This is a genomic window from Candidatus Accumulibacter aalborgensis (genome assembly GCF_900089955.1).
Lineage (GTDB): Bacteria > Pseudomonadota > Gammaproteobacteria > Burkholderiales > Rhodocyclaceae > Accumulibacter > Accumulibacter aalborgensis.
This window is the reverse complement of the sequence record NZ_FLQX01000021.1, coordinates 1-24,096: the sequence shown is the minus strand read 5'-3', so window position 1 is coordinate 24,096 and position 24,096 is coordinate 1. Positions and strand designations below refer to the sequence as shown.

Genomic DNA, 24,096 nt, shown 5'->3' with positions numbered 1-24,096 from the left:
AAACAAGAGAATTTTCGTCGCCCTGGGGGTCAGACGCTGGGGGTGTGTGCTCCATAATGCCGAGGTTTCCGGCTTGGCTGCGGAAGCGTGCACCGCAGGAGGATCGGATGGCTCGGCACGTACTGATGGGGGGATTGCAGTTGCTGTGGACGCTTCAACGGTGTCCTCGACCCCAGGGAACGCAATGGATTCCTCGCCTGAAAGATCGTATTCCAGACACGGCACGTGACCATCACTTCTTGGCAACGTACTTTTTTCACGACGTTGCCTCGCCCGATGGATATTTCCTTCGATCAATCTCACATGTTCAAAGGAGAGTGTGGCCAGATGGTATTTGGCTTGCAAATGCGCATCCAATTCCCGGGCTGATGCATCTTCGCTGTCAAATTCTGCATAAATTTCACCTGATCCACTGACAGGAACGATACGACTATTGCCCCGAGCTTCAGACAGAAGCCGTTCCTCCTCTTCCTCGGCATCGGCTTCTGCTATTCTTTCCTCTTCTTCTTTCTTCCGCTCTGCCATAGCCCCACTGCGGGCGATGGCATGCCGTCTGAGCAGGTCTTCGAGGTCAACGCCTTTGCTATGCTCCGGCAATTTCAGCGATTCCAGCGAAGCGATAGAGCACTCCTTGTGTACATGACACTTCTGGCAAATCTGGGAATCACTCGCATACACTCTCGCATCAGTAAAGCAGTGAGGCTTCGGACGTACCGGCGAGTCGTCCTCCTCTTCATGGCCGACCCGCGTCTTCGGGGCATGTGAGCCGAGCGGAAGGGCCTCATTGGCGTCGGCGCTCAAAGGGCCTTTGCGTTCTTCAATTTCTCTGAGTTGCTGCTGGAAAGCGGCCTCGCAGTCGTCATCCCATTCCTCATCAAGCACTTCGTCATCGCAACCATGTGCAGCGCTAAGGTGACTTCCTCCCTTCTCGTCGGCCTGAAGAACGTGCTTTTCCTTGTTCTTGATCCGGATAGGGTTGGAACGTGCATGGCACGCTCCGATCAACTCACGGTCGTCACGGCCTAGAGGTCTTGGAGGGTACAGGTAGTCTTCAGGGAGAAAGCTGAGTACGCGATCGCTCATCTCGTGGATATTATCGGTGATCCCGTCAAGCGCTAGGCCGTCCTTGACGCCCATGACCATCTTGATAGCCGTATCGGCGCAGAGGGCGTTGTGTTTGCAGGACCGGCACGCCGCTGAACCGTGTTCCGGTGTGTCGGGCGCACCAAAGCAATCTGGCTTTCCTACCAAGAGTGCGAGCGTAATAGTGGAGTAGGAAGTATCAAGCATCAGACCCACCCCCGAAATTCTCGACGACAGCAAGCAGGTGCGGCTCTCCCTGAAGACGGTTCTGAATGCACAGAAAGGGCTTCGGCGCGTCGCCATCCAGGCCACCGACGATGACGCTGAAACTCACGAAGCTGTCGTCGCGATGAAGGACGGACGCACCGATGAGGGCGGTGTCGAGCACCTGGTCATGCACCCTGTGATAAGAAGCGCCGAGAATGGCGTGATGCTCAGGAAGAGTCACTACGCTGGACTCGTGGCCGATAGTCGCATCCAGCAACTCCTCGATCACGGCCTGGCGAAGTTCTCCCGCCATGTTGCCGGTCTGGGAGTTGGCGTCGATGATACGAGTCGCCCAATCCTGCCAGCGGATACCTTGCCGCGCCGCCAAGAGGTCGATCGCCGACCAGGTGATACCGTCGAGGCGAAGAGAGGTTTGGCGGGTTCCACCGCTGAGTGACAAAGCGCGGAGTCTTGGTTCTCTGCTTGTCTTTTGTTGATAAAGATCCATAGCGTGTTGAGCCTTATGATGAAGTAAATACGATAGTATAGCATATCTATGTCCGGATATATCGGCAACACGCAGAAATTTCCGGGCCGTTCGTCGTTCCTGGGGTAGCCCCCCAGATGGATGTCCAAGAAGATGCGGCAAGAAGGCTGTTGCCGTGCTCGGCATCGACAGCACCAGCAAAAGCCGAGTTGCCGGTCATGGTTCCGTTCGCAAAAGACGGCTCGTGCTTCCATCCTGGATTGATCCGAGCCAAGGGGACCTATCTGGTCGGAGGCAAGACCGATCGGAAGACCTTCAAGACTTTCGTGGCTGGGCTTGACTATCTCAAGTCAATGCGCACAGCTCGGTGGTGGAGACCATCCGTGAATGGCAATTCCGGCACCGTGACGGCGGTCAAGTGGGATCGGCTGCCCGCTGAGTTTGCTGCTCTCTTGGTGACTGCCAAACCACACCTCACCTGATCCGTCCTAAAGAAGATTGACCATCGGAAGCGGCGGTCTCTTGATATGAACGGATTTGCCAGGGGCTGCGGCTTTTAGCCGGTATGCGAATGCTACTGAGCCTCAGCGGACTTCACCGCAGCTCGTACCAGACTCCCCGCCCACTGCCCTGCTGACGCAGGTGCCCTCGCTCCACGAGGTTGCGGAAGTGCTGCTTCAAGGTATTGCGGTTGGCCCCTGTGAGCTTGATGGCATCGCTCATCGTGACACGCCCGTGCTCGCGGGCAAACTCGACGATCCGCAGTGACAGGTCTGGCAAGGTAGCCAGTACGATCTGCTCACGCTCGACCTTCTTCTCCAGCCTGCGGACTTGCTCGGCCAGCGAGCGCAGGAAAAACACCAGCCACGGTTGCCAGTTGGGAGCCTCGGTGCGAATCGTGCCTTGCGTCTGTCGCAGAGCCAGGTAGTAGGCTTCCTTGTTTGACTCGATGACGCTTTCCAGGGAACTGTACGGCACATAAGCATAGCCCGTCTGGATCAGCAGCAGCGTGGTCAGCACGCGGCTGAGCCGCCCGTTGCCATCCTGGAATGGGTGGATTTCGAGAAAAACCACGACGAAGATGGCGATGATCAGTAGCGGATGCAGTTGAGCCTTCTCACGTTCCTGATTGACCCAGGCCACCAGTTCAGTCATCAGGCGGGGCGTGTCAAATGGCGTCGCCGTCTCGAACACGATAGCGATTTGTACGCCATTTCCATCGAAGGCGGCAACGCTATTGGGGTGGATCTTGTATTGGCCCCGATGCCGGGTGTCCTTCTCGCTGTGGCGCAGCAGGATTTGGTGCAACTGCTTGATGTGGCTTTCGTTGAACGGGATGTCCTGCCACGAGTTGAAAACCAGATCCATCAGTTCGGCATAGCCGGCGACTTCCTGCTCATCACGAGTTGCGAAGCACTGGATGGCCAAGTTAGACAGCAGCTTTTCTACGTCGCGGTCGGAGAGCTTGCTGCCTTCGATACGGGTGGACGAGCCAATGCTCTCAATGGTGGCAACCCGTCGCAAGGCCGACAGACGATCGGGCGCGAGCGTGCCCAAAGCACGCCAGGCTCCTTTGAATTCGTCGATTCCAGCGATCAGGCGAAGGATTTCCGGGGTGATCTGTACCGTATCGGGTCGAAGCATGAACCAATAATACACCCGTTAACACCCATTTTCGAACCCTGAAGAAGATTGACCATCGGAAGCGGCGGTCGCTTGGCCCGACGCCATTTGCCAGTGTGATCCCGAAGTTGAGCACGGTTGCGGGCTGGACGACTGGCCACCGGAGTCATCACCTGATCACCTCCACCGTGATGCAGGTTCCCGTGGCGTGATTATGTTCGAGAACCCCTGCCGGATGAGCCACACTTCCGGCGCCTGTTCATTGACGCTGGCCAAAAGCTTCAGTAGATCCCCATTCTTCGTGTGGCTGCTCAAGAAGACGCTGTCCCACCTGATGTTGCCGCCCCTCGGCCCACTGATCGTCGCCACGATCGGCTTGCTGCTTCTGCCGAGGCGACGACCGCAAATGGGATTTCTGCCGGGAGTTATTGGCGAACGAAGCGTTGGCACTCCGCTTGGGGCGGTAGCGAACGTGCCGGCGCAATCAAAGGCGGATGGCGTTTTGGGGACGTGGGTGGAATGTCGGGGGTCGCTTGACGGTAACGATGGGCTACCGCAGAATGATCCGCACAAGCGTCGCAAACCCGTATGAACCAAGACTCATCGGTCAACCGAACGCAAATACAGCCAAGAAGTTGCTCCCTATTCCAAGCGCGGCCGTTGACCGCAACCAAAGATGACAAATCATTCGCGCGGACGTGCCAATTCGCGGGGGGATATCATAGGAACTCCGGCCTGACAGCGAGTCCACAGAATCCCCTGCGCTCGCGCCCCGGAGTCGGGATTGAATGTCCAAGCGCCAGCCCGCGCTTGTCGAGCGCATCAATGACCTCGTTGAGTGATTTCTTGCCGAAGTTCGGTAGTTGCAACAGTTCTTCCTTGCTGCGGGCAAGCAGGTCTGCCATCGTGTTAATATCCCCTGCTCTCAGGGCGTTTCCAGCCCTGAACGGAAGGTCGAGCACATCGACCACCTCTTCGTCGGGACCTATAGTCACCGATACGATCGGACTCTCACCCCAGCGCCACATCATGCAGTCGCTGGCGCTGCATCGACCGGGGACGTGTATGTCGGGGTCGTTAGCGGCACTTCCGGTGGGGTGACCAATCCTTGCCAACGGGCACCATTTCGCCTTTGCTTCGGAGTGTGTTGTGTTCATCCGGGATCCCTTTCTGGGCGCTCGTCGGAGCGCGTTGTGGTTTGTTAGACTGCGACCAGGCTCCGATGATTGACTGGCGACGGGTTTGCATCACTTCTTCCTGGTCATGCTGGTGTGGATGGCGCGTACGGACTCGTCGTTACTGCAACATTCACCGGAGGATTGCGCTCATTCAGTCCGAGACAAAATCGGTAGTGGGGATTGCTGACGTGATCTATCGCATTGGCCCTCTGACGGAAGCGGAGCGCCTCTCTGCAACGAGCAAGGATCGCCAACTTCGACAGCATGGCCGGCCTCGACCTTGGCAACGCAGAGAGTACCACGTGGGAACTAGCCAACGTGCAGCGCCTGCCCAAACCAGTCCCGTACCAGCATCGTTCTGGGCAAGTCACCTGGGTTACACTAGACGACGCCGCAGCGGCAGAAGTGGCTTCCCTCCTGTCGCCATGCCATAAAGCCTGGTTCAAGCACAGACGATCGGGCCGGTTGAAGGAACTGCCACAGGCTCACGGGAAAGCTCAGTCACACAGAATGGATTGGGCGAGCCTGGTCTGACGGCGTCGAGCAGGTGATCGCCGAGGCTGACCTTCACTGGTTCTCCGAAGAGTGATCCTGGTCGGTCAAATCGGCAGTGATGAAGAAGGGCTGGGTGCCCGACGCTTCCGATGGTTGCGCCGAACTGTGCCTTGAAGTTGGATGAATTGCTGAATTCATGATTTCATGAAAATCGAACACGCTCACCTTCGGCACCAGCGCGCTTGGCCAGAAACTCTCGGAGAGCCGGGATCAGCAGGATGGGACACCCCAAAGCTACAGCCGACGCAATTGACGCGTTTCTTGAGGCAAGGGGCACTCGGTTCGTTCAACGGAGCACGACAAACGAGAAGGCAAGTAGGCAGACCCATCGCCATCAGACGATCATTCGCCGAAAACGAAGATCGTCACACCAGTAACGATCGTGGCCGCCAGCAGCAAGAACGCCGACAGTCTCAATATCGGCTTGAAGCGTTCATTGCCGGGCATCCAGCCGGGAGTGACGATCATGTAGTACAGCGAGTAGAGCACTGGCAAGGTCGCGACACCCACCAGAACCTTCTGCCCCAATGGTGGCAGATTGGGAAACAGGGCGGCCACTACCAATCCCGTCGCCACGAGCAAGAGGGGAATTTCCAGCAGGTATCCATACTGCAATCGGCGTCGCGACATTGTGTTCAAAAGAGGCTACCGCAATGCGACAGGGGTGATGAGGTCAGAACCGACCATGCCGACATGGTAACGAGGACCAGCGTATCTGGATACAACTCCGCAGGATCGAACAGGGTTTACGGCGGCGGCGCTGTATCAGGTATCCGGCGTTACGCGAACGACGGTGGTGGCGTCAGCGAACAGGAGTGTCCGTTTTCTCTGAGCGACCACGACACCGCTTCCCGCCGCCGTCTTGAACGTCGTGAACGCCCCACTGCCGTTGGTAATGGGCACCTTGGTCAGTCTGGCAATAGCGACACTCGACCAAGTTCGAGGGAGATCGGACCCGATTGCATCAAACTCCGGTACGTATAACCTGACGTATAACGAAATTCTAGGCAAGAAAAAAGCCCTTAAACTTCAAGGGCTTGATTCGTGTCCTGGCGGAGAGGGAGGGATTCGAACCCTCGGTAGGCTCACACCTACGCCTGATTTCGAGTCAGGTACATTCGGCCACTCTGCCACCTCTCCGCAGGCGCGAGATGTTAACACAAGTTGAGCCCATGATGCGCCAACGGGGACATATTCCCTTTCCCCCGGCACCTTCCGCAGATCAGGGCCTGCCGATTGTTTCGCTCCCGCCGAAGTACATACGTAGCGCAGGCGGAATGCCGATGCTGCCGTCGGCATTCTGAAAATTCTCCATCACCGCCACCAGAGTGCGTCCAACGGCGAGACCGGAACCGTTGAGGGTGTGCACCAGTTCGGTCTTGTTGCGCTCGTTGCGATAGCGCGCCTGCATGCGGCGGGCCTGAAACGCTTCAAAGTTGGAGCACGAGGAGATCTCGCGGTAGGTCTTCTGCGCCGGTAGCCAGACCTCCAGGTCGTAGGTCTTCGCCGACGAGAAGCCCATGTCGCCGGTGCTCAGCGTGACGCGCCGGTACGGCAGTTCGAGCAGTTCGAGGATTCGCTCGGCGTGGCCGGTGAGTTCCTCGTGCGCCGCCAGAGAGTTCTCGGCGGCGACGATCTGAACCAGCTCGACCTTGTCGAACTGGTGCTGGCGGATCATGCCTCGCGTGTCGCGACCGTAGGACCCGGCCTCGGAGCGAAAGCACGGGGTATGGCAGACGAACTTCAGGGGTAGGACTTCGGCAGGGAGAATCTCACCGCGGACGATGTTGGTCACCGGCACTTCGGCCGTCGGAATGAGATACAAGGGCTCGCCATCCGCGCGCAGGATCTTGAACAGGTCATCTTCGAATTTCGGTAACTGCCCGGTGCCCAGCAGGCTGGCGGAATTGACCAGGTAAGGCGCATAGACTTCGGTATAACCGTGGTGTGCAGTATGCGTGTCGAGCATGAACTGCGCGAGAACGCGATGCAGGCGCGCTAGGGGCCCCTTCATCAGCGAAAAGCGCGTGCCGGCGATTTTCGCCGCGGTCGCGAAGTCGAGCTGACCGAGTGCCTCGCCGAGATCGACATGATCCTTGATCGCGAAGTCGAAGGGGCGCGGGTCACCCCAGCGCTTGGCCTCGACGTTGTCGGCGTCGGACTTGCCGATCGGCACGCTGTCCTGCGGCAGGTTGGGAAGGATCGCCAGAAAGGCATCGAACTCCTTGAGCAACTCGCCAAGACGGACTTCATTGGCCTCCAGTTCGTCTTTCAGCGCCGCGACCTGGGCCATGACTGCTGCCGCATCCTGCCCTCGGCTCTTGAGCATGCCGACCTGTTTCGAGAGGCTGTTGCGACTGGCCTGCAGATCCTGGGTACGCGTCTGCAAGGTCTTGCGCTCGCTTTCGAGGCTCTGAAAAGCCGATCGGTCAAGCGTGAAGCCGCGCGCCGCGAGCTTCTCGGCCACCGCGTCGATGTTGTTGCGCAGCAGTTGGATGTCAAGCATGGTCAGTCCTTACGTTGGCGGTCGCGCAGCGACTCGCGAATCGGCCCGCTGCCTTGGCCGCTGCGCGACGCTCGGTGGGCCGGTTTAGTCCTTCTTTTGTCTTGCCCGGCGGTCCAGCTCGCGCAGATGGGCCAGCTTCTCGCCGATTCTGATTTCCAGTCCGCGGTCGACCGGTCGATACCACTCGACCGGCGGCATGCCCTCGGGAAAATAGGCCTCGCCGGCAGCGTAGGCTTCCGGCTCGTCGTGCGCGTAGCGGTAGTCCTTGCCATGGCCCAGGGTCTTCATGAGCCGCGTCGGTGCGTTGCGCAGTTGCGGCGGCACCGGCCGCGAGCCGTCGCTGCCAATGAAGCTTCGTGCTGCATTATACGCGCGGTAGGCGGCGTTCGACTTGGCCGCCGTGGCCAGGTAGAGCACCGCTTCCGCCAGCGCCAGCTCGCCCTCGGGCGAGCCGAGACGCTCGAAGGTTTCGGCAGCGTCGAGGGCAATTCGTGCCGCCCGCGGGTCGGCCAGGCCGATGTCTTCCCAGGCCATGCGTACGATCCGACGCGCCAGATAGCTTGGATCGGCGCCACCGTCGAGCATCCGGCAGAACCAGTACAGCGCGGCATCCGGAGACGATCCGCGCACCGACTTGTGCAGCGCCGAAATCTGGTCATAGAAGGCGTCACCGCCCTTGTCGAAGCGACGCAGGCTCTGCGCCAGGGTGTGGTCGACGAAAGCACCGTCGATCGCGGTGACCCCCGCGCTCGCCGCGGCGGTAGCGATCTGTTCGAGGACGTTGAGCAGGCGGCGGGCGTCACCGTCGGCGAGGCCGATCAGGCGCACGCGCGCGTCGTCGTCGAAGGCGAGGTCCGACAGCTCCTGCAAACAGGCTCGCTCGAAGAGCTGGCCGAGTTCCTCGGCCGAAAGCGGCTGCAGCACGTAGACCGATGCCCGTGAAAGCAGCGCCGAATTGACCTCGAACGACGGGTTTTCGGTCGTCGCGCCGACCAGGGTCAGCAACCCCCGTTCCACGTAGGGTAGAAAGGAGTCCTGCTGTGCCTTGTTGAAGCGATGGACTTCATCGACGAAGAGAATCGTCCGGCGGCCACTGAGCGCGCGTATCGCTTCGGCGCGCGAAACGGCCTCACGGATATCCTTGACTCCCGAGAAGACCGCCGACAGGGCGACGAAATCGGCGTCGAAAGCGTCGGCCATCAGGCGCGCCAGCGTCGTCTTGCCGACGCCGGGAGGTCCCCAGAGGATCATGCTGTGCAACCGCCCGGACTGGAAAGCCGTTGCCAGCGGCTTCCCCGGAGCGAGCAGATGCGTCTGGCCGATCACCTCGGTCAGCGTTCTTGGTCGCAAGCGCTCGGCCAGTGGAGTGCTCGAATCGTTTTCGGGAGTCAGGCCGTTCATCGCTCTCTCATTTCATTGCTCCCGAGTCGTTGAAACTGTGACATTACGCACGGATGGTTCCGCCGACGGGAAGTATCTTCGGCATAACTTCCCGGACGACTACCCAAAGGCAACTGGCCATGAGCACGCACAAAATTCGCAGCGGATCCGACCGGCGCAAGCGCGATATTGGCCCGCCCGGCAAGATTCCCGAGCGCCGTCGTCAGCCCGACCGTCGCCTCCCCGAACTGACCGACGCATCCTTCGAGCAGTTCGAGCTGGAACTGGCCGCCCTGGGCAAACAGGCGCGGGGATGGGTGCCCCCACCCTCGCGTCGCAAGTAAGGCGGCACGACTAGGCTGCCGGCCTGAAAGCGTCAAGAACCGCCTGTTCAAGTTCGGTAAAGGCATCGGAAACGTAGAGGCTCAGACGATCCAGGTTGGGCAGTTCGTCCGTGGCGATCAATCCGAAGTACAACTGCCCGGCGTAGCTGAACAGCGTGATGTTGAGCAGGTTGCCGGGCGGCAAGGTGCTGATCGGATGCAGCTCCTCCATTCTGGCACCCTTGATGTACAGGTATTCGCCGGGACCCGGCACATTCGACACCAGCGTGTTGCCGGTCGGCGGCAGGCGGTTGCTCAGATTGAGTTTTTCCGCCAGCAAGCCGATCAGCGAAGTGACCACGGTGTAGGACTCGATCACTTCCGGTTCGACGCTGTCGATCATGCTGCGCACATTGCGCAGCGAAAAACCGATGTTGCGCAGGCGAATGTAGGGGTCGTCGGTCGGCTGCGAGAGTTCGACCTGGACGAAGCCGATCTTGTTACCGCCACCGTGCTCACCCTCCTTGCGCAGATTGACCGGCATCTGGATGGTGATCGGTCGCAAGAGGTTCACGCCTTCGTCGCGCAGATAACGGTGCATGGCACCATCCAGACAGGTCAGCGCCACGTGGTTCAGCGTCGACCGAGTCCGGGTGCGAATGCCGCTGACACGTTCCATCGCCACGCAGGCCGAGGCGAACTGGCGGCCGGCGGTCACCTGCCCGGTCAGCGGCGTGTTGCCGTCGGCGACAAAAGGCAGCGAGATGGCGTTCTTGGTCAGCTTGACGCTTTCGAGCAGCAACATTGCGGCCAAGCGCACGATGCCCAGGGCAAGCTGACCGGCACCGGCCAGACTGCCGAGCAGCGACGTCGCCATCTTCTCCTGAAGTCGCTTCGCTGTCCGCTCGCGGGCTCCCCGCCGGATCGACCAGATCGGCCGCAGTTCCAGATCGTCGGCCGCATGCGAGAGCGATTCGGTCGTCCAGCGGACCATCGTCACGCCGTCGGCACAGGCATGGTGCATTTTGAGGTACAAGGCAAAACGTGAGGCGCTCAGACCATCGATGACATGCAGCTCCCAAAGCGGTCGCGAGCGGTCCAGCCTCGGCTGATGAAGGTCCGATACCAGCCGGTAGAGTTCCTCACGACCATTCTTCCCACGCGTCATCTTGTGATAGACGAGATGCTGATTGAGATCGACCGAATGCGCCTCCTTCCAGGCCGGCAAACCCGTCAGCGAGAAATAAATGATGCTGTTGAACGGTGGCTCGACGTCGGTGAAGGTGAGCAGTTCGCGGTACAGATCGCTGGCAAAGCTGACCTTCGATCCGCTCGGACGCTTGTAGATCATCAAGCCGCCGACATGCTTCGGGCTGGCCTCCGATTCGGCAATGAAGAAGCCCAGATCCAGCAAGGACAGTTTTTTCATGAGATTTCCCTCGTGTGTGGTTCGGCAACGGCGACTACGTGGTCATCGAGCCCTTTCGTAGTCCGCCCGTCTGCCGGCGAGAGCGCCACCAGAGGCACCGCCGAGAGTGTACGAGTCCCGATCAGGTGGGGTCAATAGCGATGCGGGCTCCGGCAGTCGCCGAACAATCTCCGGGTTATCGGATCAGCAGGAGTCATGCATCCGGAGCAAGCCAGTCGGTGCGGATTGTCTGGGCGTTGATGCGTACGGCGGAATACCGTATCGTCTTGCCTCAGATTGATGATCTACAGGCTCAGGATGTTATCGTCCTTATCGTCCAGTTGACCGGGCGGAGGGCTGAGCGGGTTGATAGTGTGATACGCACTGGGTTATCACATCTCTCAGGGGGAGCGGGATGAGTGGCAGGATCAGCCGCCACCAGCGGCTCCTCGATAGGGTCAACCGGGTCTAGGAGATCGAAGACCTCGGCCAGATGCTGGCGGCGGGGCGACTCGCTACCCTTGCCAACCGTGAGCTTCTCTCTTAGGAACCCCTGATGGACCCCATCATCGCCCAAATGCAGGCCACCCTGGAACGTCAGCGCCAGGCCTTCAGCGCGCACCCCTATCCGTCGCTCGCCGAGCGCAGGGCCAGACTGATGGCAGTGAAGCGCGTTGTGCAGCGTTACCAGGATCTCATTGCGCGCGCGGTCAGCACTGATTTTGGCGGCCGCTCAACGTCGGAGACCAAGCTGATCGAGGCCATGGGCCCAATCCTCGAAACCAATCATGCTCTTCACAGCCTGCGCAAGTGGATGAAGCCGCGCCGACGCCACACGGAACTGCTGTTCCTGACCAATCGCGCCCACGTGACCTACCAGCCGAAGGGTGTGGTGGGCGTCATCACCCCGTGGAATTTTCCTCTCTACCTCTCGCTCGGCCCGCTGGTCGCCGCTTTGGCCGCCGGCAATCGGGTGATGATCAAGATGTCGGAATTCAGTCCGCGGACAACGCAATTGCTCGCGCGGATGATGGCCGAGTGCTTTTCAGAGGATGAAGTGGCGGTGTTCGGCGGCGAGATCGAGGCATCGCAGGCATTTTCGCGCTTGCCGTTTGACCATCTCGTGTTTACCGGATCGCCGGCGGTTGGCCACCACATCATGCGGGCGGCCGCCGACAATCTGACGCCGGTGACGCTCGAACTCGGCGGCAAATCGCCGGCAATCGTTGCGGACCATGGCTCCATCGAGGCGGCGGCGGAAAGTATCGCGCACGGCAAAGCGTTCAGTTGCGGGCAGGTATGCATCGCGCCCGATTATGCCCTGCTGCCCAGAGAGCGCGTGGACGCCTTCGCGAGCGCCGTCGCGGCAGCGTTTCGCCGCATGTATCCGCAGGTGCAGAATAATCCGGACTACACGTGGATCATTACCGACGCGCAGGCCGGACGGATTCGCGATCTGCTGGCCGATGCCGTCGCCAAGGGCGGCAAGGTGGTCGCCTGCGGTGACCTGGGCCCGGGACGCCAGATTCCGCTGCACGTGGTGACCGGCGTCGGCGACCACATGCGGATTGCCCAGGAGGAACTGTTCGGACCGATTCTGCCGATCATCGCCTACGACAGCCTCGACCAGGCCATCGCCTACATTACTTCCCGGCCGCGGCCATTGGCGCTGTACCCGTTCGGCTTCAACGACCAGGAAATCAAGCAGTTGACCCGCTGCACGCACTCCGGCGGCATGTCCGTCAATGACTGGGGCTGGCATGCGTTCAACCACGACCTGCCATTTGGCGGTATCGGCAACTCCGGCATGGGCAGCTACCACGGTGAGGAAGGCTTCCGCGAGCTGTCGCATGCCAAGGCGGTGTTTACCCGTAACCGCTTCTTCCCGACACAGCTGTTCTACCCGCCCTACGGCAACATCGTGCAGCGCCTGGCGCTGCACTTCTATGTCGGCAAGGCCGATCCCACACTGAAGGACTGACCGTCGAGCGTTCATTCCAGGCGTCCGCCAATGATCGGCCGGCAGCCGTCAAGCCGGTGACGTTTAGTGTGTGTCCTCTAGCGATTGTCGATAGACTTCTTCTCGTGGGCTGCACGTGCAGCCGCGAGAACTGCCACCTTCAGTTGGCTAAAGGAGAAACAAATGAACAGCACACTGACCACATGGGTCGATCGGGTGAACAACGAGCAATTCCTGATCAACGCGCGGGAATCGGCACGCAAGTTGTGGCTTTGCAGTCTTGGCGCCTACTCGCTGGCGAGCAAAAGCAGCGTCCGTGCCGTGGCCAAGCTTGTTCGTGAAGGCAAGGCTTTCAGCCCCAAGGCGCGCCAGCAGATCGAGGACAAGTACGCCGAACTGAGGAGCAGCGCCACGGCAACGATGGCGCGTGGCGAGGAACTGGTCCAGGACCGGATTGTCCGGCCGCTCGATTTCCTGGTTCTGGCCACCAAGCGTGATGTCGAGCAGCTCTCGGCACGCATGATGCGCTTGGCCTCCGAGGTGCACAGCCTCGCTGCTGCCGAGACCAGGCCGATAGTCGCGGAGAAAAAAACGGTCTAGTCCTCCGCAACCTTGGCCGCCTCGCCGAGCAACCACCCTCGGAAGGCGCTCACCACCGGGCGATCGGCAACGGCTTCCGGCACTACCAGAAAGTAGGCCTGGGTGCGGCGAATGATGATGTCGAAAGGTACCACCAGGCGACCGGCAGCCACCTCGGCTTCGATCAGCGGCTTTGACGCCAGAGCCACGCCGACGCCATCGATCGCCGCCGAGAGAACCAGTCCGGGGTCTCTGAAATGCGTCCCGGCGTCCGCATCCATGCCGGTGACGCCGGCAACCTGTAGCCATTCTGCCCAGCTTGGACGGTCCATCAATTCCATGATCGACTCGTCATGGAGAAGATTGTGACGCCGCAGATCGGCCGGGACATTCAAGGGCCGCATCCCGAACAGCAAGCGCGGACTGCACACCAGGGCATAGGCCGGCGCGAACAGGCGATCGACGCGGCAGCCAGCATAATGGCCGCGGCCGAAACGGATGAAGACTTCGGTTTCGTCTTCACGCACGTCGATTCCTTCGAGACCCGAAACGCCTGAGGCGTCACGGCCGTCGATCGTCTCCAGCGACGCAGCCATGTGCAGTTCAACTTCAGGGTGCCCGGCGGTAAACTTCTCGAGATGGCGGATCAGCCATCGGGTCAGAAAAGCCGGTGGCGAAGTCACCACCAAGCGACCACCCGCTCCATGCTGCCGGGTGCTCTCGATCGCCGCGGCAAAGCACGCCAGGCCGTCACGTACCTTCGGTAGCATTGCCCGACCTTCGCGCGTCAGCTCGAGCGCCCGCGTCAGCCGGTGAAAAAGCGGAAAGCCCAGGTATTCCTCAAGACCACGGATCTGGTGGCTGATCGCTGTTGGCGTCACCGACAGTTCGTCGCTCGCATCCTTGAAACTCAAGTGACGAGCCGCCGCTTCGAAGGCACGCAGGGCATTTAGGGGTGGCAGGCGGTAAGTCATATGCCTGAGATTTTCTCACGCATCGCCTGATATTAGATCGTTTGCCGGCACGCGCCGGACGAAATACAGTAGCACCGAGTTCTCGAACGCCGAGAACAATACCAGGAAGACACTAATGAAAACCGACCTCAACCGTGAACAAATGATGATGATCGTTGAGCGCGCACGTTATGAGCGCAGCATCGCCGCGGGCGACGCCATCGCCGCTGGCAGTCGCAAGGCTTTGTACTGGCTGGCGAAATGGACCGACAAGTTCCTGCATGCGCTGCTCATGTCGCCCACCGCGCGCCAGTGAGTCTGGCGCTCGTCATCACTTGAAGAAATACTGCCCCTGCTTTGGTTTGTCGATCACCGTCGGCGATGCCTCGCCGACGGTGATCGTACGGACCGATGCTAGCTCCTGAGCCACTTGCGCAGCATGCTGTCCATGACCCCAAAGAGGATCAGGCAGACCACCAGCGCTACGCTGGCGCTGGTCAAACCATTGAGAAACTGCGGCGCTTCGATCGGAGAAACCTTGGCGATCGAGTAGCTGAACGACTGGCTGGTAGCCGAGGGCGCCCGCGCGACCATTTGCTCCTGGGCATCCTGGATATCGGCGGCGGCCAGCCGAATGGTCTGCGTTCCGGCGGGTGTTTCAATTTTGGCGATATAGGTGTTCATGGTGCTCTCTCCGTCTCCGAACTCGAAATGAATAATGCGAGAACAATGGATCAGGCGTGAGAAGGGATACTTGAGGTCGGCACGAACGTGTTCCGACCGAGGCAACCCAGCCACCCTCCTGGACTTCCGGTTAGGGCCTGCAGCTTTGCGTCCGGGGCTTACACCCCGTTTGCCATTTATCTCGTACAATCAGTATACCCACCTGCCAAGCGCTTGGCGTGATTTTTTTCACACCCTTACGGAATCTGCCTTGCCATGCACCGCACCGAGCGGGGACAATCCTGAGCGCCACCTCCATCGTGCAGCCATCCGACCTTTACCGCTCAGCGTGTCGACCGCCGAGGGGGTCATCACAGCCCAACAAACACCGGCCAAACCATGCCCAGAATCCAGATCCAGTTGCCTGAACATTTTGCCTTCTCCACCGAGATGACGCTCTATCTCAGCCACATGAACTACGCCGGTCATCTCGACAACGCCCTGCTGCTGTCGCTGGTCTCGGAAGCCCGGCTGCGGTTCTTCAAGTCAATGGGCTATACCGAGCTGAATGTCGAGGGTCTGGGGATCGTCGTCGCCGACGCGGCCCTGGAGTACAAGTCGGAGGCTTTTCACGGCGAGGTGATGATCGTTCGCATGACCACGGGCGATTTCGGCAGCAAGGGCTGCGACCTGCTTTGGAGGATGAGCGAGCAGTCGAGTCAGCGCGAGGTCGCGCGCGGCAAGACAGGAATCGTCTTCTTCGATTACGCGGCGCGCAAAGTCGCGCCCGTACCCGATAATTTCCGTTCCCGCGCCGGAGGCTGACGATCGGGCGGGGCCCGCATCGACGGCCTTGATCGCTCGCCGGCCTCTGTTCGCTGGCCGCGCCGCGATCATGACGCGTCGCCTAGGCGGGAGCAAACTTGCGAATCAGGCGCTTCTGCAGATTCTCGACCTGCTTGAGTGATTCCTTGAGGATCATGCGATCCAGTTCGTGCAGATCGTCGGGATCGACCCGGTTGGTTGGCGTACCGGCACCACTCTTCACTTGCTGCTCCAGTCTGACGCGCTGAATGTACTGAAAGGCGTCAATCAACGCCGCCGCCTGATCGGCTGCCATGCCGGTCTGTTCGCCGGCGATGCGCAGGCGCTCGACGGTATTGGTATCCGGGATCTGCGTCGCCAGTGCGTAAATCCGCGCGGCGTCGACGAAAGGGCGTGAGCCGTGCTTCTTCAGATCGATGGTATGCGGAAACGCCTTGTCCCCATCGTAGCGGAAGCCTTTCCACCAGTTGAGCGGCGACTCCCAGTTCATCGTGTTTTCGACCATCGCACGCAGGAAAATCGGGTACAACGGCGTTTTCGCCAGGAGCCAGCCGCGCAGATCATTGGCCAGCGACTCCTGCCCGTAAAGCGGACGCAGATCGAAGAAGATGCTGGCATTGAGCAAGGCCTCGGGCTGCGGGGTTTCCAGCCAGCCAGAGAACGCCATCCGCCACTCACGGGTCGACAGGCACCATTGCGGGTTGCCGGCCATGATGTTTCCTTTGCACAGGGGGAAACCACAGGCATCGAGCGCCTCATTCACCGCCCGGGCAAAAGGCAGAAAGGCTTCGCGCAGGATTGCCGCCTCGTCGTCTGACTCTGCGCTGAAGATCAGCCCGTTGTCCTGATCGGTGGCCAGCGTCTGTTCGAGTCGCCCCTCGGAGCCAAACACCAACCAGCACCATTGCACATAGGGCAGGTCGAACTGGCCGGCGACGAGTTCGATGACCTGCAGGGTCAACAGGTCGTTGAGCGACGAGAGGCGATGGCAGAGCGCGTCGGCGCTCACCCGCTCGACCACCAGACGGGAAACGAAAGCGCGGATTTCTCCTGCCAGAGCCGCCAGTGTATGGACGTCGCGCGCGGCCAGGATCGAGCGCACGAGATCGCTGCTCTGCGCTCCCGGCAGCGTATAGAGATCGGTCTGCGAGACGACGTTGAAGTAACTGCCGTCCGCGTTGACCAGCACCAGATGACGTACGCCGCGACGGACCATCACCACACTGGCCTGATGAGCAGTGCTGTCGGCCGGCACGGTGATCAGGCCGCCAGTCATCACCGTCGCGATCGGCGCCTGCAGGTCGCAGCCTTCGATCGCGATCCGGCGCACCACGTCCGGGAGGGTGATGATGCCCAGCGGCATCCGGGTGCGCTCATCGACGACGACGACCGCATCGGCACGCATCTGGTCAAGCAGCAGCAGAGTCTCGCGTACGGGCGCCGACGGGCCGACGGTCAGCGGCTGCGCGCGGACCAGATGACGCAGGGCGACGTACGGCGAGCATGGTGCGGCACGCGGTGCGACCGGCGCTGCGACGGTCGCCGTGTGTTCAGTACTTGAGTCGGGCATGGTACGTTCTCTCGCTGGCTTCGCGCGCCTGCCGCAGCGTCGTGATCCCCATCTCGGCAAGCAAGGGCACCATCTTCAGGAACACTTCACCGGTCACCATCGCGTCGCCCAATGCGGTGTGGCGCCCGAATACCGAGACCCCGAGACGCTCGGCGATCGCTTCCAGACGGTGTGAGCCCTGGTTGGGATGAAGAACAGCCGACAGCAGCAAGGTGTCAAGCACTGGCTGCGCGAAACGCACGCCGGTCTGCTTTTCCTTCAGTTGCAGGAAGCGCATGTCAAAAGCGGCGTTGTGCCCGACCAGGACGGTGTCTGCGCAGAAAGACTGGAACTCGGGCAAGACGGTATCGATGGTCGGCTGACCGACGAGCAGCTCCCTGGTGATTCCGTGCACGTCGATGGACTGCTGCGACAGTGGACGCAGCGGATCGACCAGTTGGTCGAAGCACTCATGGCGCAGGAGGCGGCGATTGACGATGCGCGTCGCGCCGATCTGAATGATTTCGTCACCTTGCGAAGGCTGCAGGCCGGTGGTTTCGGTATCGAATACCGTGTATGACAACTCAGCAAGGGGTCGATCATCGAGTTCATGACTGACCGCCGACCAAGTGAAGATATCGAAGTCATAGAACTCGGGTCGGTCGCCCTCCGCCGCGGCGACGATGGCTCGCGGCAGGTCCTTCGGCGCCTCGGCCGCCGGCACCATGGTGCGAAAGATCGCCCGATGCGAAACACGTACCCGCTGAAACCAGATCTCGCCGTTGCAGCGCTCGATCACATCGACGACGCTGAGCGGCGACGATTCGCCGCCGATACTCATCGGGTCCTGCAGCCAGCTCATCGCCGTTTCGTTGTTCATGAACGTGCCGAGCCAGGACAGATCGAGCTGCGCCAACTGTCCGCTGCGCGTCAGGGACAGGCGCACCTCGCGCACCTCGTATTCATCCTGCAAACGCAGGGCCAGATAGCTCAGGGCTTGCAGTAGTCCGAAGGTGTCGACGCGCAGCCATAGATCCTCATCGACCTCCTCGGTTTTCACGGCCAGAACGCGGCGATCGCTCGCGCGTGGCTCGCCGATGCGCCGCGCCGCTACGGCAACGAGTTCGGTACCGAGAATTTCCTCCAGCAGCCAGCGCTCACGCAGATCATTCGAGAAGGCTGCCGCCGCTGTCTCGAAGTGGGCAGACAGTGCTCTTGCCTCGTCGCGGATGACGCCCAGGAAGCGGTCGCGCTGCCGCGGATCCATGTCCGAAAAATCGGAGAGCATTTCACCCGCGGCACGAATACTCCCCAGGGGTCCGCGCCCACCCTCGATCAATGACTGGATCAGGGCATCACGCCGCCCATGCCGTTCGTTGGTACTCGTCACGTCGTCAAGAACGAGGACGAAACCGGTAATCGAGAGTCCGCCCACCCGTGCGCCGTGCTGACCATCGCCGCCCAGTACTGGCGACATGTGGGCGCGCAAGAGGCGTCCAGCACGGGTGGCAGTGACAAACTGCGCCGAGCCGATCAGTTTCCTGGTATCAGCACCCGACTGGTCGAGACTGGCCTGCTGGAGACGCTCGAGCGCATGCTCGATCAGCGCCCGATCGAACACCGTGTAAATCGAACGACCGAGTCCAAGCGTGTTGCCGTCGCTACCCGCCGAGAGTTCCTGCCTGGCCCGCTGGTTGTAGAGCAGCACGCGGCCATCAAGATTGCAGACCACCACGCTCTGGCTCAGGTCGGTCATCAGTGCGGCCAGACGACCCCGTTCTTCCTCGAGTGACGCGCGCGCTTCGCGAACACGCTCGGCGACATCGTGTTCGAGCGCATCGCGTACAGCGAGCAGTTGATTGGCTGCCCTGGCCAGCACGCGCAGTTCTTCCGAACCCTCCTCAGGCAGCCGCAGCCCCCCGTGTGCAACCGTTGCCAGCAAATCTTCGGCCATGCGCAGCGGAACGCTGACATATAGTGCGTGCAGTTTGACAAGCGTCCAGCAAATGACCGTACCGGCGCCCAAGGCCACGACGACCAGGGCGACGATCCTTTCTTCGGGCGTCCGACCGCCGCCGCCGTGCGCTTCGCTGGCCAGCATCAAGGCGGCGGTCGCCGCCACCAGGACGAAAACGAACAGGCAGGCGGTGGCTGCTGCCAGGGCGAGCTTGCGCTTCGGGTTCACCTTCTACATTCCCAGCAGCTTGCGCACCTCGGCGAGCAACTCCTTGGTGGAGAAAGGCTTGGTCATGTAGCCATCGGCACCGAGGCCAAGGCCCTTGCTGACTTCGGTGTCGCGTCCCTTGGCGGTCAGCATCAGGATGCGCGTGCCACTCAGGTCGGGGTCGGCGCGCAGGGCCTGGCAGACATCGAAGCCATTCATCCGGGGCATCATCACGTCGAGCAGGACCAGATCCGGTTGCTCGGCACGCACCTTGGCCAGCGCTTCTTCCCCATCGCTGGCGACCAGCACCTCGAAACCCTCACGGCGCAGCAGGAATTCGATCGAGATGACAATGTTTTGCTCGTCGTCGGCAATCAGTATTTTCTTGCTCATCAGCTCTCCGATCATCAATGAACCACTGTAAACGAACTACTCCACCGCAGCCTCCAGATGCGGTTGCGCATCAGCAAACGGCAAGGTAAAACGAAACGTCGCACCCGCTCCGGGCACGCTTTCCACCCACAGCTTGCCACCGAAGTGCTCGACGATTCGGCGGCTGATCGGCAAACCCAGACCGGTGCCTGATGGCTTGGCAGTCATCGTGTCGCCGACCTGGCGGAACTTCTCGAAAATAAGCTCATGATCTTCCGGACGAATCCCCGGCCCGTTGTCGCGGACGCTGACTTCGAGCCCGTCGCTCAGCGTCCGCAGTATGACGTGCACACGACCGGTCGCTGGCGACAGGAACTTCGCCGCGTTGGACAGCAAGTTGAGCATCACCTGGATCAGGCGATCCCGGTCAGCCAGAATCAACGGCAGATTATCGGGCAGATCAAGCTCGACCTGCGCCTCTTTCTCACGGAAGATCTGGCTGGTGGCGGCGACCGATTGTTCAATGACTGCCTTCAAATCCAGTTCGCAACCGTTCCAGTCGGCTCTGCCAGACTCGATCTTGGCCAGATCGAGGGTCTGATTGATCAGCCGCGTCAGACGCTCGGTCTCGCTGACGATCAAGCCGAGAAAGCGCTCACGGTCGGCGAGGTGCATCTTCGGATCGTCGCGCAACAGTTCCGAGAAGGCGCGGATCGAGGTCAGCGGCGTTCGCAGTTCATGGGTTACCGAAGACATGATGTCATCCTTGACACGATCCAGTTCCTGGAGGCGTTCATTGGCCGCCTGCAGCTCGAGCGTTGCCGCCGTCAGCTCGCTCGACTTGCGCTCCAATTCACGGCTGTGGGTCCGCAACTGCGACGCCTCATCGAGAATATGCATCACCTCGTCGATACTGAGCGGCTCCTCCTTGGCCACCGAGGCCACCATCACCCGCGCCGAAGCGCTGCCGATGGCGCCGGCGAGCAGCGCTTCGGCGAACTGTACCAGTTGAGCATCGGCCTCGAGTGTGACGCCGTTGGCACTCCCGTGTCTGCGGGCAAAAGCGGAAAAGGCCGCTTGCGCACGCGTCGGCCCGAGAAAGCGGCCAACCAGTTCCTGCAGGTCACTCACTTTCGCCCGTCCGCGCCACAAGACCGGGCCGAGTTGACCGCCGTCCTTCAGCGCATCGACGAACACCGCCGCCTGAGTGGCCTCGGCGACCATTGGCGGCCGCAGCAGCGAGACGCCGACATAGGCGCCAATGTTGGCAAGAAAACTCCAGAAGAGGCAATGCGAGATCTGGTCAAACCCCGACAGCCCGAACAGTTGCTGCGGCCGCAGCAAGTCGAACCCGAGCAGCCCCTGCGTCAGGAAGTCGGCAGGAAGCCAGCCCGATTTGGCAAACGATGGCAACAACAAGGTGTAGGCCCAGACCAGAAAGCCGGCCGACAGTCCGGCCAACGCCCCGCCGCGAGTCCCTCCGCGCCAGTACATGCCGCCGAGCATCGCCGGGGCAAACTGGGCCACCGCCGAGAAGCTGATCAGGCCGATGGCGACCAGCGCGTAGGCCTCTCCCGCCAACCGGAAGTAGAGGTAGCCAAGCAGCAGGATCACCACGATCGCGCCGCGCCGGATACCGAGCAGCAGACCCGAAAGGTCCTGCGACTCTTCGTGTGCCAGTCGGTTGTGGCGGAGCATCAGGGGCATGACCAGGTCATTGCAGACCATGGTCGACAGGGCGATGGTTTCGACGATGACCATGCCGGCCGCCGCCGACAAGCCGCCGATGAAGACCAGCAACACCAGGCCCTCGTGCCGCTGCGACATCGGCAGCGTCAGAACGAAAGTATCGGCATCGACACCCTGCCCCGAAAAATGCAGCAGACCGCCGACGGCGATCGGCAGAACAAAGATGTTGATCAGCAGCAGATAGAGCGGGAAGAGCCACGCGGCACGCTTCAGATGCGCCTCGTTGACATTCTCGACGACGGCGACCTGGAACTGGCGCGGCAGAAAGAGAAACGCCATTGCAGAAAGCACGATCAGTGAAAACCACCCCGTGTAGCCCTGCCCGGATGGAATCGCGGTCGCCAGTTTGCGCAGTTCCGGATGCGTCTGGAGGTGCTCGAAGATGTCGCCAAAACCGTCGTAGAGGCCATAGGTGACGAAGACGCCGACGGCAAGAAAACTGACCAGCTTGACGCTTGACTCCAGGGCGATCGCCGCCACCATGCCTTCGTGACGTTCGGTGGCGTCGAGGTGGCGGGTACCGAAGACGATGGTGAAGGCCGCCAGAATCAGGGCGATGTAGAAGCTCAGGTCGGCGGCGACCGACATCGTCGCGCTGTGGTTCGGCATGACGATTTCCGGGTAGCTGAGCAGCAGACTGACGGTGCTCGAGACGGCCTTGAGCTGCAAGGCGATGTACGGAATGATGCCCACCACGGCGATGATCGTCACCAGGCCACCGAGAAGATGGCTCTTGCCGTAACGCGAGGAAATGAAATCGGCGATCGAGGTGATCCGATTGGCCTTGACGATGCGAATCATCTTCAGCAGCACGAACCAGCCGAGCGCCATCACCAGCGTCGGACCCAGATAGACCGGCAGAAAGCCGATACCCGACGCTACAGCACGGCCGACGCTGCCGTAAAACGTCCAGGTCGTGCAGTAAACAGCCATCGACAGCGCGTAGATGGTCGGGTTGGCGATGATCGACTTGCCCTGATCGGCGCGCCGGTCGCCCCACCAGGCGACCGCAAACAGCAAACCGAGGTAGCACAAGGAAACGGCGACGACGACGGGAGCTTCGAGCATGGTCGGCCGCCTACTTGACGCGACGTTCGACGGCCCAGGCCGTCAAGGCGATGACGGCAGCCCAGGCGGCAAAAACATAGGCAAAGATCAGCGGGATCTCGAAGACTTCGGCATCACGATCGAAAACCGAAAGCAGCGGATAATTGAAGAGCACGCAGCCCACCAGAAAGGCCGCCACCAGTCGGTCACCCGCCAGTATCCTGCGATGCATGCCATCCTCCCGCGTCGAAAGTCTTTGGTTCCATTCTGTCGTCCGCATTGTCATCAATCGGCACTGGCGACGCAATGCCTTTCGACTGGGAATGTCGCGAGCAGATTGCCTGTCGACCCGGACTGCTACGTTATACTGTGGATAATCACAGTATACAAGGAGTTATTGATGACCTTGGAGCGGGCAGTTGAACACCCACGGCAGAAACATTCTTTTCGGCCTGAAACGCGCGCAGTGGCGTTGCCGGCAAGTTCATGAAAAGGCCGGGAGGAGGCGCCGCGAGGCTGGCCGCCGACCCGCTGGCGCGACTGAATGAGGCGCAACGCGCAGCCGCCACCTTCGGCATCGGCAGCCTAGGCGCGGCCGCTGGCAGCGACGACCCGCACCCTCCGCTGTTGGTGATCGCCGGAGCAGGATCGGGCAAGACCACCACGCTGGCGCACCGCGTGGCGCACCTCGTTGCCGAAGGCGCCGACCCGAGCCGGATCCTGCTGCTCACCTTCTCGCGCCGCGCAGCCAGCGAGATGACGCGCCGCGTCGAGCGAATTCTGCGCCAGCGCTCGGCGAACCACTCGCTTCCGGGCATGCCGTTGCTCGCCTGGTCGGGGACGTTCCACAGTGTCGGGGCACGCCTGCTGCGCGAGTACGCCGGCCGAATTGGTCTCGATCCGGCGTTCACCATCCATGACCGGCAGGACTCGGGCGACCTGATGAACCTCGTCCGCCATGGTCTCGGTTTCTCCGGGAAGAACAAACGTTTTCCGCTCAAGGCGACCTGCCTGGCCATCTATTCGGCGGTGGTCAACACGCAGGCGACGCCCACTGAAGTGCTGCAGTCGTCCTTTCCCTGGTGCGCCGAGTGGGAATCCGACCTCAAGCGCCTGTTCTTCGAGTACGTCCAGACCAAACAGGCACAACAGGTGCTCGACTACGACGATCTGCTGCTCTACTGGGCGCAGATGGTCAGCGCCGCCGAACTGGGTCGGGAAATCGGCGCACGCTTCAGCCATGTGCTGGTCGATGAGTATCAGGACACCAATCGCCTGCAGGCGTCGATCCTGCTGGCGATGAAACCGACCGGGCAAGGTTTGACCGTGGTCGGTGACGATGCGCAGTCGATCTACGCTTTTCGCGGGGCGACCGTACGCAACATCCTCGATTTCCCGCACCATTTCGACCCCCCGGCACAACCTGAGCCTCCGACATACTTGACTCCGTCGGCCGCGAGCGCTATCCTTTGGGCATGCGTCTGT

General features: G+C 61.0%; 22 protein-coding genes, 1 tRNA gene and 1 riboswitch. Of the genes, 7 read left to right on the top strand and 16 right to left on the bottom strand.

From position 1 onward, the window contains the following. Together ACCAA_RS02680 and ACCAA_RS02675 are read right to left on the bottom strand one after the other, a co-directional pair. The coding region (locus ACCAA_RS02680; protein ID WP_186405710.1) for a hypothetical protein at positions 1–1,290 on the bottom strand (1,290 nt) is incomplete at its 3' end. Further along, the gene (locus tag ACCAA_RS02675; RefSeq protein ID WP_186405709.1) at positions 1,283–1,798 is read right to left on the bottom strand and encodes a ribbon-helix-helix domain-containing protein; all 516 of its coding nucleotides are present in this window, start codon (positions 1,796–1,798) and stop codon (positions 1,283–1,285) included. The genes ACCAA_RS02680 and ACCAA_RS02675, both read right to left, overlap by 8 nt. A 116-nt stretch (positions 1,799–1,914) precedes the next feature. Between ACCAA_RS02675 and ACCAA_RS02670 the strand changes: the two genes are divergently transcribed. Then, positions 1,915–2,259, top strand: a complete 345-nt coding sequence (locus ACCAA_RS02670) for a hypothetical protein (RefSeq protein WP_186405708.1) — start codon at positions 1,915–1,917, stop codon at positions 2,257–2,259. A 112-nt stretch (positions 2,260–2,371) separates the two neighbouring features. Here ACCAA_RS02670 and ACCAA_RS02665 read toward each other — a convergent pair whose 3' ends face one another. The 6 genes from ACCAA_RS02665 to ACCAA_RS02640 all read right to left on the bottom strand — a co-directional run bounded on the left by ACCAA_RS02665 (position 2,372) and on the right by ACCAA_RS02640 (position 9,040). Then, on the bottom strand, positions 2,372–3,421 hold the full coding sequence (locus tag ACCAA_RS02665; protein WP_186405707.1) for a Fic family protein: 1,050 nt from the start codon (positions 3,419–3,421) through the stop codon (positions 2,372–2,374). 698 nt (positions 3,422–4,119) lie between these two features. Next, complete coding sequence (locus tag ACCAA_RS02660; protein WP_186405706.1) at positions 4,120–4,557, bottom strand: DNA-directed RNA polymerase subunit alpha C-terminal domain-containing protein; 438 nt, start codon at positions 4,555–4,557, stop codon at positions 4,120–4,122. 918 nt (positions 4,558–5,475) lie between these two features. Then, on the bottom strand, positions 5,476–5,691 hold the full coding sequence (locus ACCAA_RS02655) for a hypothetical protein (RefSeq protein ID WP_186405705.1): 216 nt from the start codon (positions 5,689–5,691) through the stop codon (positions 5,476–5,478). 492 nt (positions 5,692–6,183) lie between these two features. After that, positions 6,184–6,273 (bottom strand) — tRNA-Ser (locus ACCAA_RS02650). An 82-nt stretch (positions 6,274–6,355) separates the two neighbouring features. Beyond that, a complete protein-coding gene (gene serS / locus ACCAA_RS02645; RefSeq protein ID WP_186405704.1) occupies positions 6,356–7,639 on the bottom strand; it encodes a serine--tRNA ligase in 1,284 nt (427 codons plus the stop codon). Between the two features lie 84 nt (positions 7,640–7,723). Further along, entirely contained in the window at positions 7,724–9,040 is a 1,317-nt protein-coding gene (locus ACCAA_RS02640; protein WP_186405703.1) for a replication-associated recombination protein A, read from the bottom strand. A gap of 119 nt (positions 9,041–9,159) precedes the next feature. Here ACCAA_RS02640 and ACCAA_RS02635 point away from each other — a divergent pair, with 119 nt between their 5' ends. Beyond that, on the top strand, positions 9,160–9,363 hold the full coding sequence (locus ACCAA_RS02635) for a hypothetical protein (protein WP_186405702.1): 204 nt from the start codon (positions 9,160–9,162) through the stop codon (positions 9,361–9,363). 10 nt (positions 9,364–9,373) lie between these two features. Here ACCAA_RS02635 and ACCAA_RS02630 read toward each other — a convergent pair whose 3' ends face one another. Next, positions 9,374–10,771, bottom strand: coding sequence for a wax ester/triacylglycerol synthase domain-containing protein (locus ACCAA_RS02630; protein ID WP_186405701.1), 1,398 nt, complete (start codon positions 10,769–10,771; stop codon positions 9,374–9,376). 535 nt (positions 10,772–11,306) lie between these two features. Here ACCAA_RS02630 and ACCAA_RS02625 point away from each other — a divergent pair. After that, entirely contained in the window at positions 11,307–12,731 is a 1,425-nt protein-coding gene (locus ACCAA_RS02625) for a coniferyl aldehyde dehydrogenase (protein WP_186405700.1), read from the top strand. 162 nt (positions 12,732–12,893) lie between these two features. Then, positions 12,894–13,310: a phasin family protein gene (locus ACCAA_RS02620; RefSeq protein WP_186405699.1), complete on the top strand. Its 417-nt coding sequence runs from the start codon at positions 12,894–12,896 to the stop codon at positions 13,308–13,310. Here ACCAA_RS02620 and gcvA read toward each other — a convergent pair. After that, positions 13,307–14,263 (bottom strand): transcriptional regulator GcvA, encoded by a 957-nt coding sequence (gene gcvA / locus ACCAA_RS02615; RefSeq protein WP_186405698.1) that lies wholly within the window; start codon positions 14,261–14,263, stop codon positions 13,307–13,309. The genes ACCAA_RS02620 and gcvA overlap by 4 nt on opposite strands. Positions 14,264–14,378: 115 nt before the next feature. Here gcvA and ACCAA_RS02610 point away from each other — a divergent pair, with 115 nt between their 5' ends. Next, positions 14,379–14,558 carry a hypothetical protein gene (locus tag ACCAA_RS02610; RefSeq protein ID WP_186405697.1) on the top strand — a complete coding sequence of 60 codons (180 nt, stop codon included), beginning with the start codon at positions 14,379–14,381 and terminating at the stop codon, positions 14,556–14,558. Positions 14,559–14,656: 98 nt separating this feature from the next. Here the strand turns inward: ACCAA_RS02610 and ACCAA_RS02605 are convergent, their stop codons facing one another. Beyond that, positions 14,657–14,926 carry a hypothetical protein gene (locus ACCAA_RS02605; RefSeq protein ID WP_186405696.1) on the bottom strand — a complete coding sequence of 90 codons (270 nt, stop codon included), beginning with the start codon at positions 14,924–14,926 and terminating at the stop codon, positions 14,657–14,659. 97 nt (positions 14,927–15,023) lie between these two features. After that, positions 15,024–15,110: riboswitch (cyclic di-GMP riboswitch) on the bottom strand. A 194-nt stretch (positions 15,111–15,304) separates the two neighbouring features. On the opposite strand from ACCAA_RS02605, the gene ACCAA_RS02600 reads away from it, so the two are divergent. Next, positions 15,305–15,730 (top strand): acyl-CoA thioesterase, encoded by a 426-nt coding sequence (locus tag ACCAA_RS02600; RefSeq protein WP_186405695.1) that lies wholly within the window; start codon positions 15,305–15,307, stop codon positions 15,728–15,730. Positions 15,731–15,812: 82 nt separating this feature from the next. Here the strand turns inward: ACCAA_RS02600 and ACCAA_RS02595 are convergent, their stop codons facing one another. From ACCAA_RS02595 to ACCAA_RS02575, 5 genes are read right to left on the bottom strand one after another with little or no spacing between them, the layout of a single operon-like run. Continuing rightward, entirely contained in the window at positions 15,813–17,300 is a 1,488-nt protein-coding gene (locus tag ACCAA_RS02595; protein WP_186405694.1) for a DUF294 nucleotidyltransferase-like domain-containing protein, read from the bottom strand. Then, positions 17,281–19,464, bottom strand: coding sequence for a 3'-5' exonuclease (locus ACCAA_RS02590; protein WP_186405693.1), 2,184 nt, complete (start codon positions 19,462–19,464; stop codon positions 17,281–17,283). The genes ACCAA_RS02595 and ACCAA_RS02590 overlap by 20 nt, the downstream gene beginning before the upstream one ends. Positions 19,465–19,467: 3 nt before the next feature. Then, entirely contained in the window at positions 19,468–19,836 is a 369-nt protein-coding gene (locus ACCAA_RS02585) for a response regulator transcription factor (protein WP_186405692.1), read from the bottom strand. Positions 19,837–19,872: 36 nt separating this feature from the next. Next, the gene (locus ACCAA_RS02580) at positions 19,873–22,632 is read right to left on the bottom strand and encodes a sensor histidine kinase (RefSeq protein ID WP_186405691.1); all 2,760 of its coding nucleotides are present in this window, start codon (positions 22,630–22,632) and stop codon (positions 19,873–19,875) included. A gap of 10 nt (positions 22,633–22,642) precedes the next feature. Next, entirely contained in the window at positions 22,643–22,843 is a 201-nt protein-coding gene (locus tag ACCAA_RS02575) for a hypothetical protein (protein WP_186405690.1), read from the bottom strand. 254 nt (positions 22,844–23,097) lie between these two features. On the opposite strand from ACCAA_RS02575, the gene ACCAA_RS02570 reads away from it, so the two are divergent. Further along, on the top strand, positions 23,098–24,096 hold a 999-nt coding region (locus ACCAA_RS02570), incomplete at its 3' end, for an ATP-dependent helicase (protein WP_186405689.1).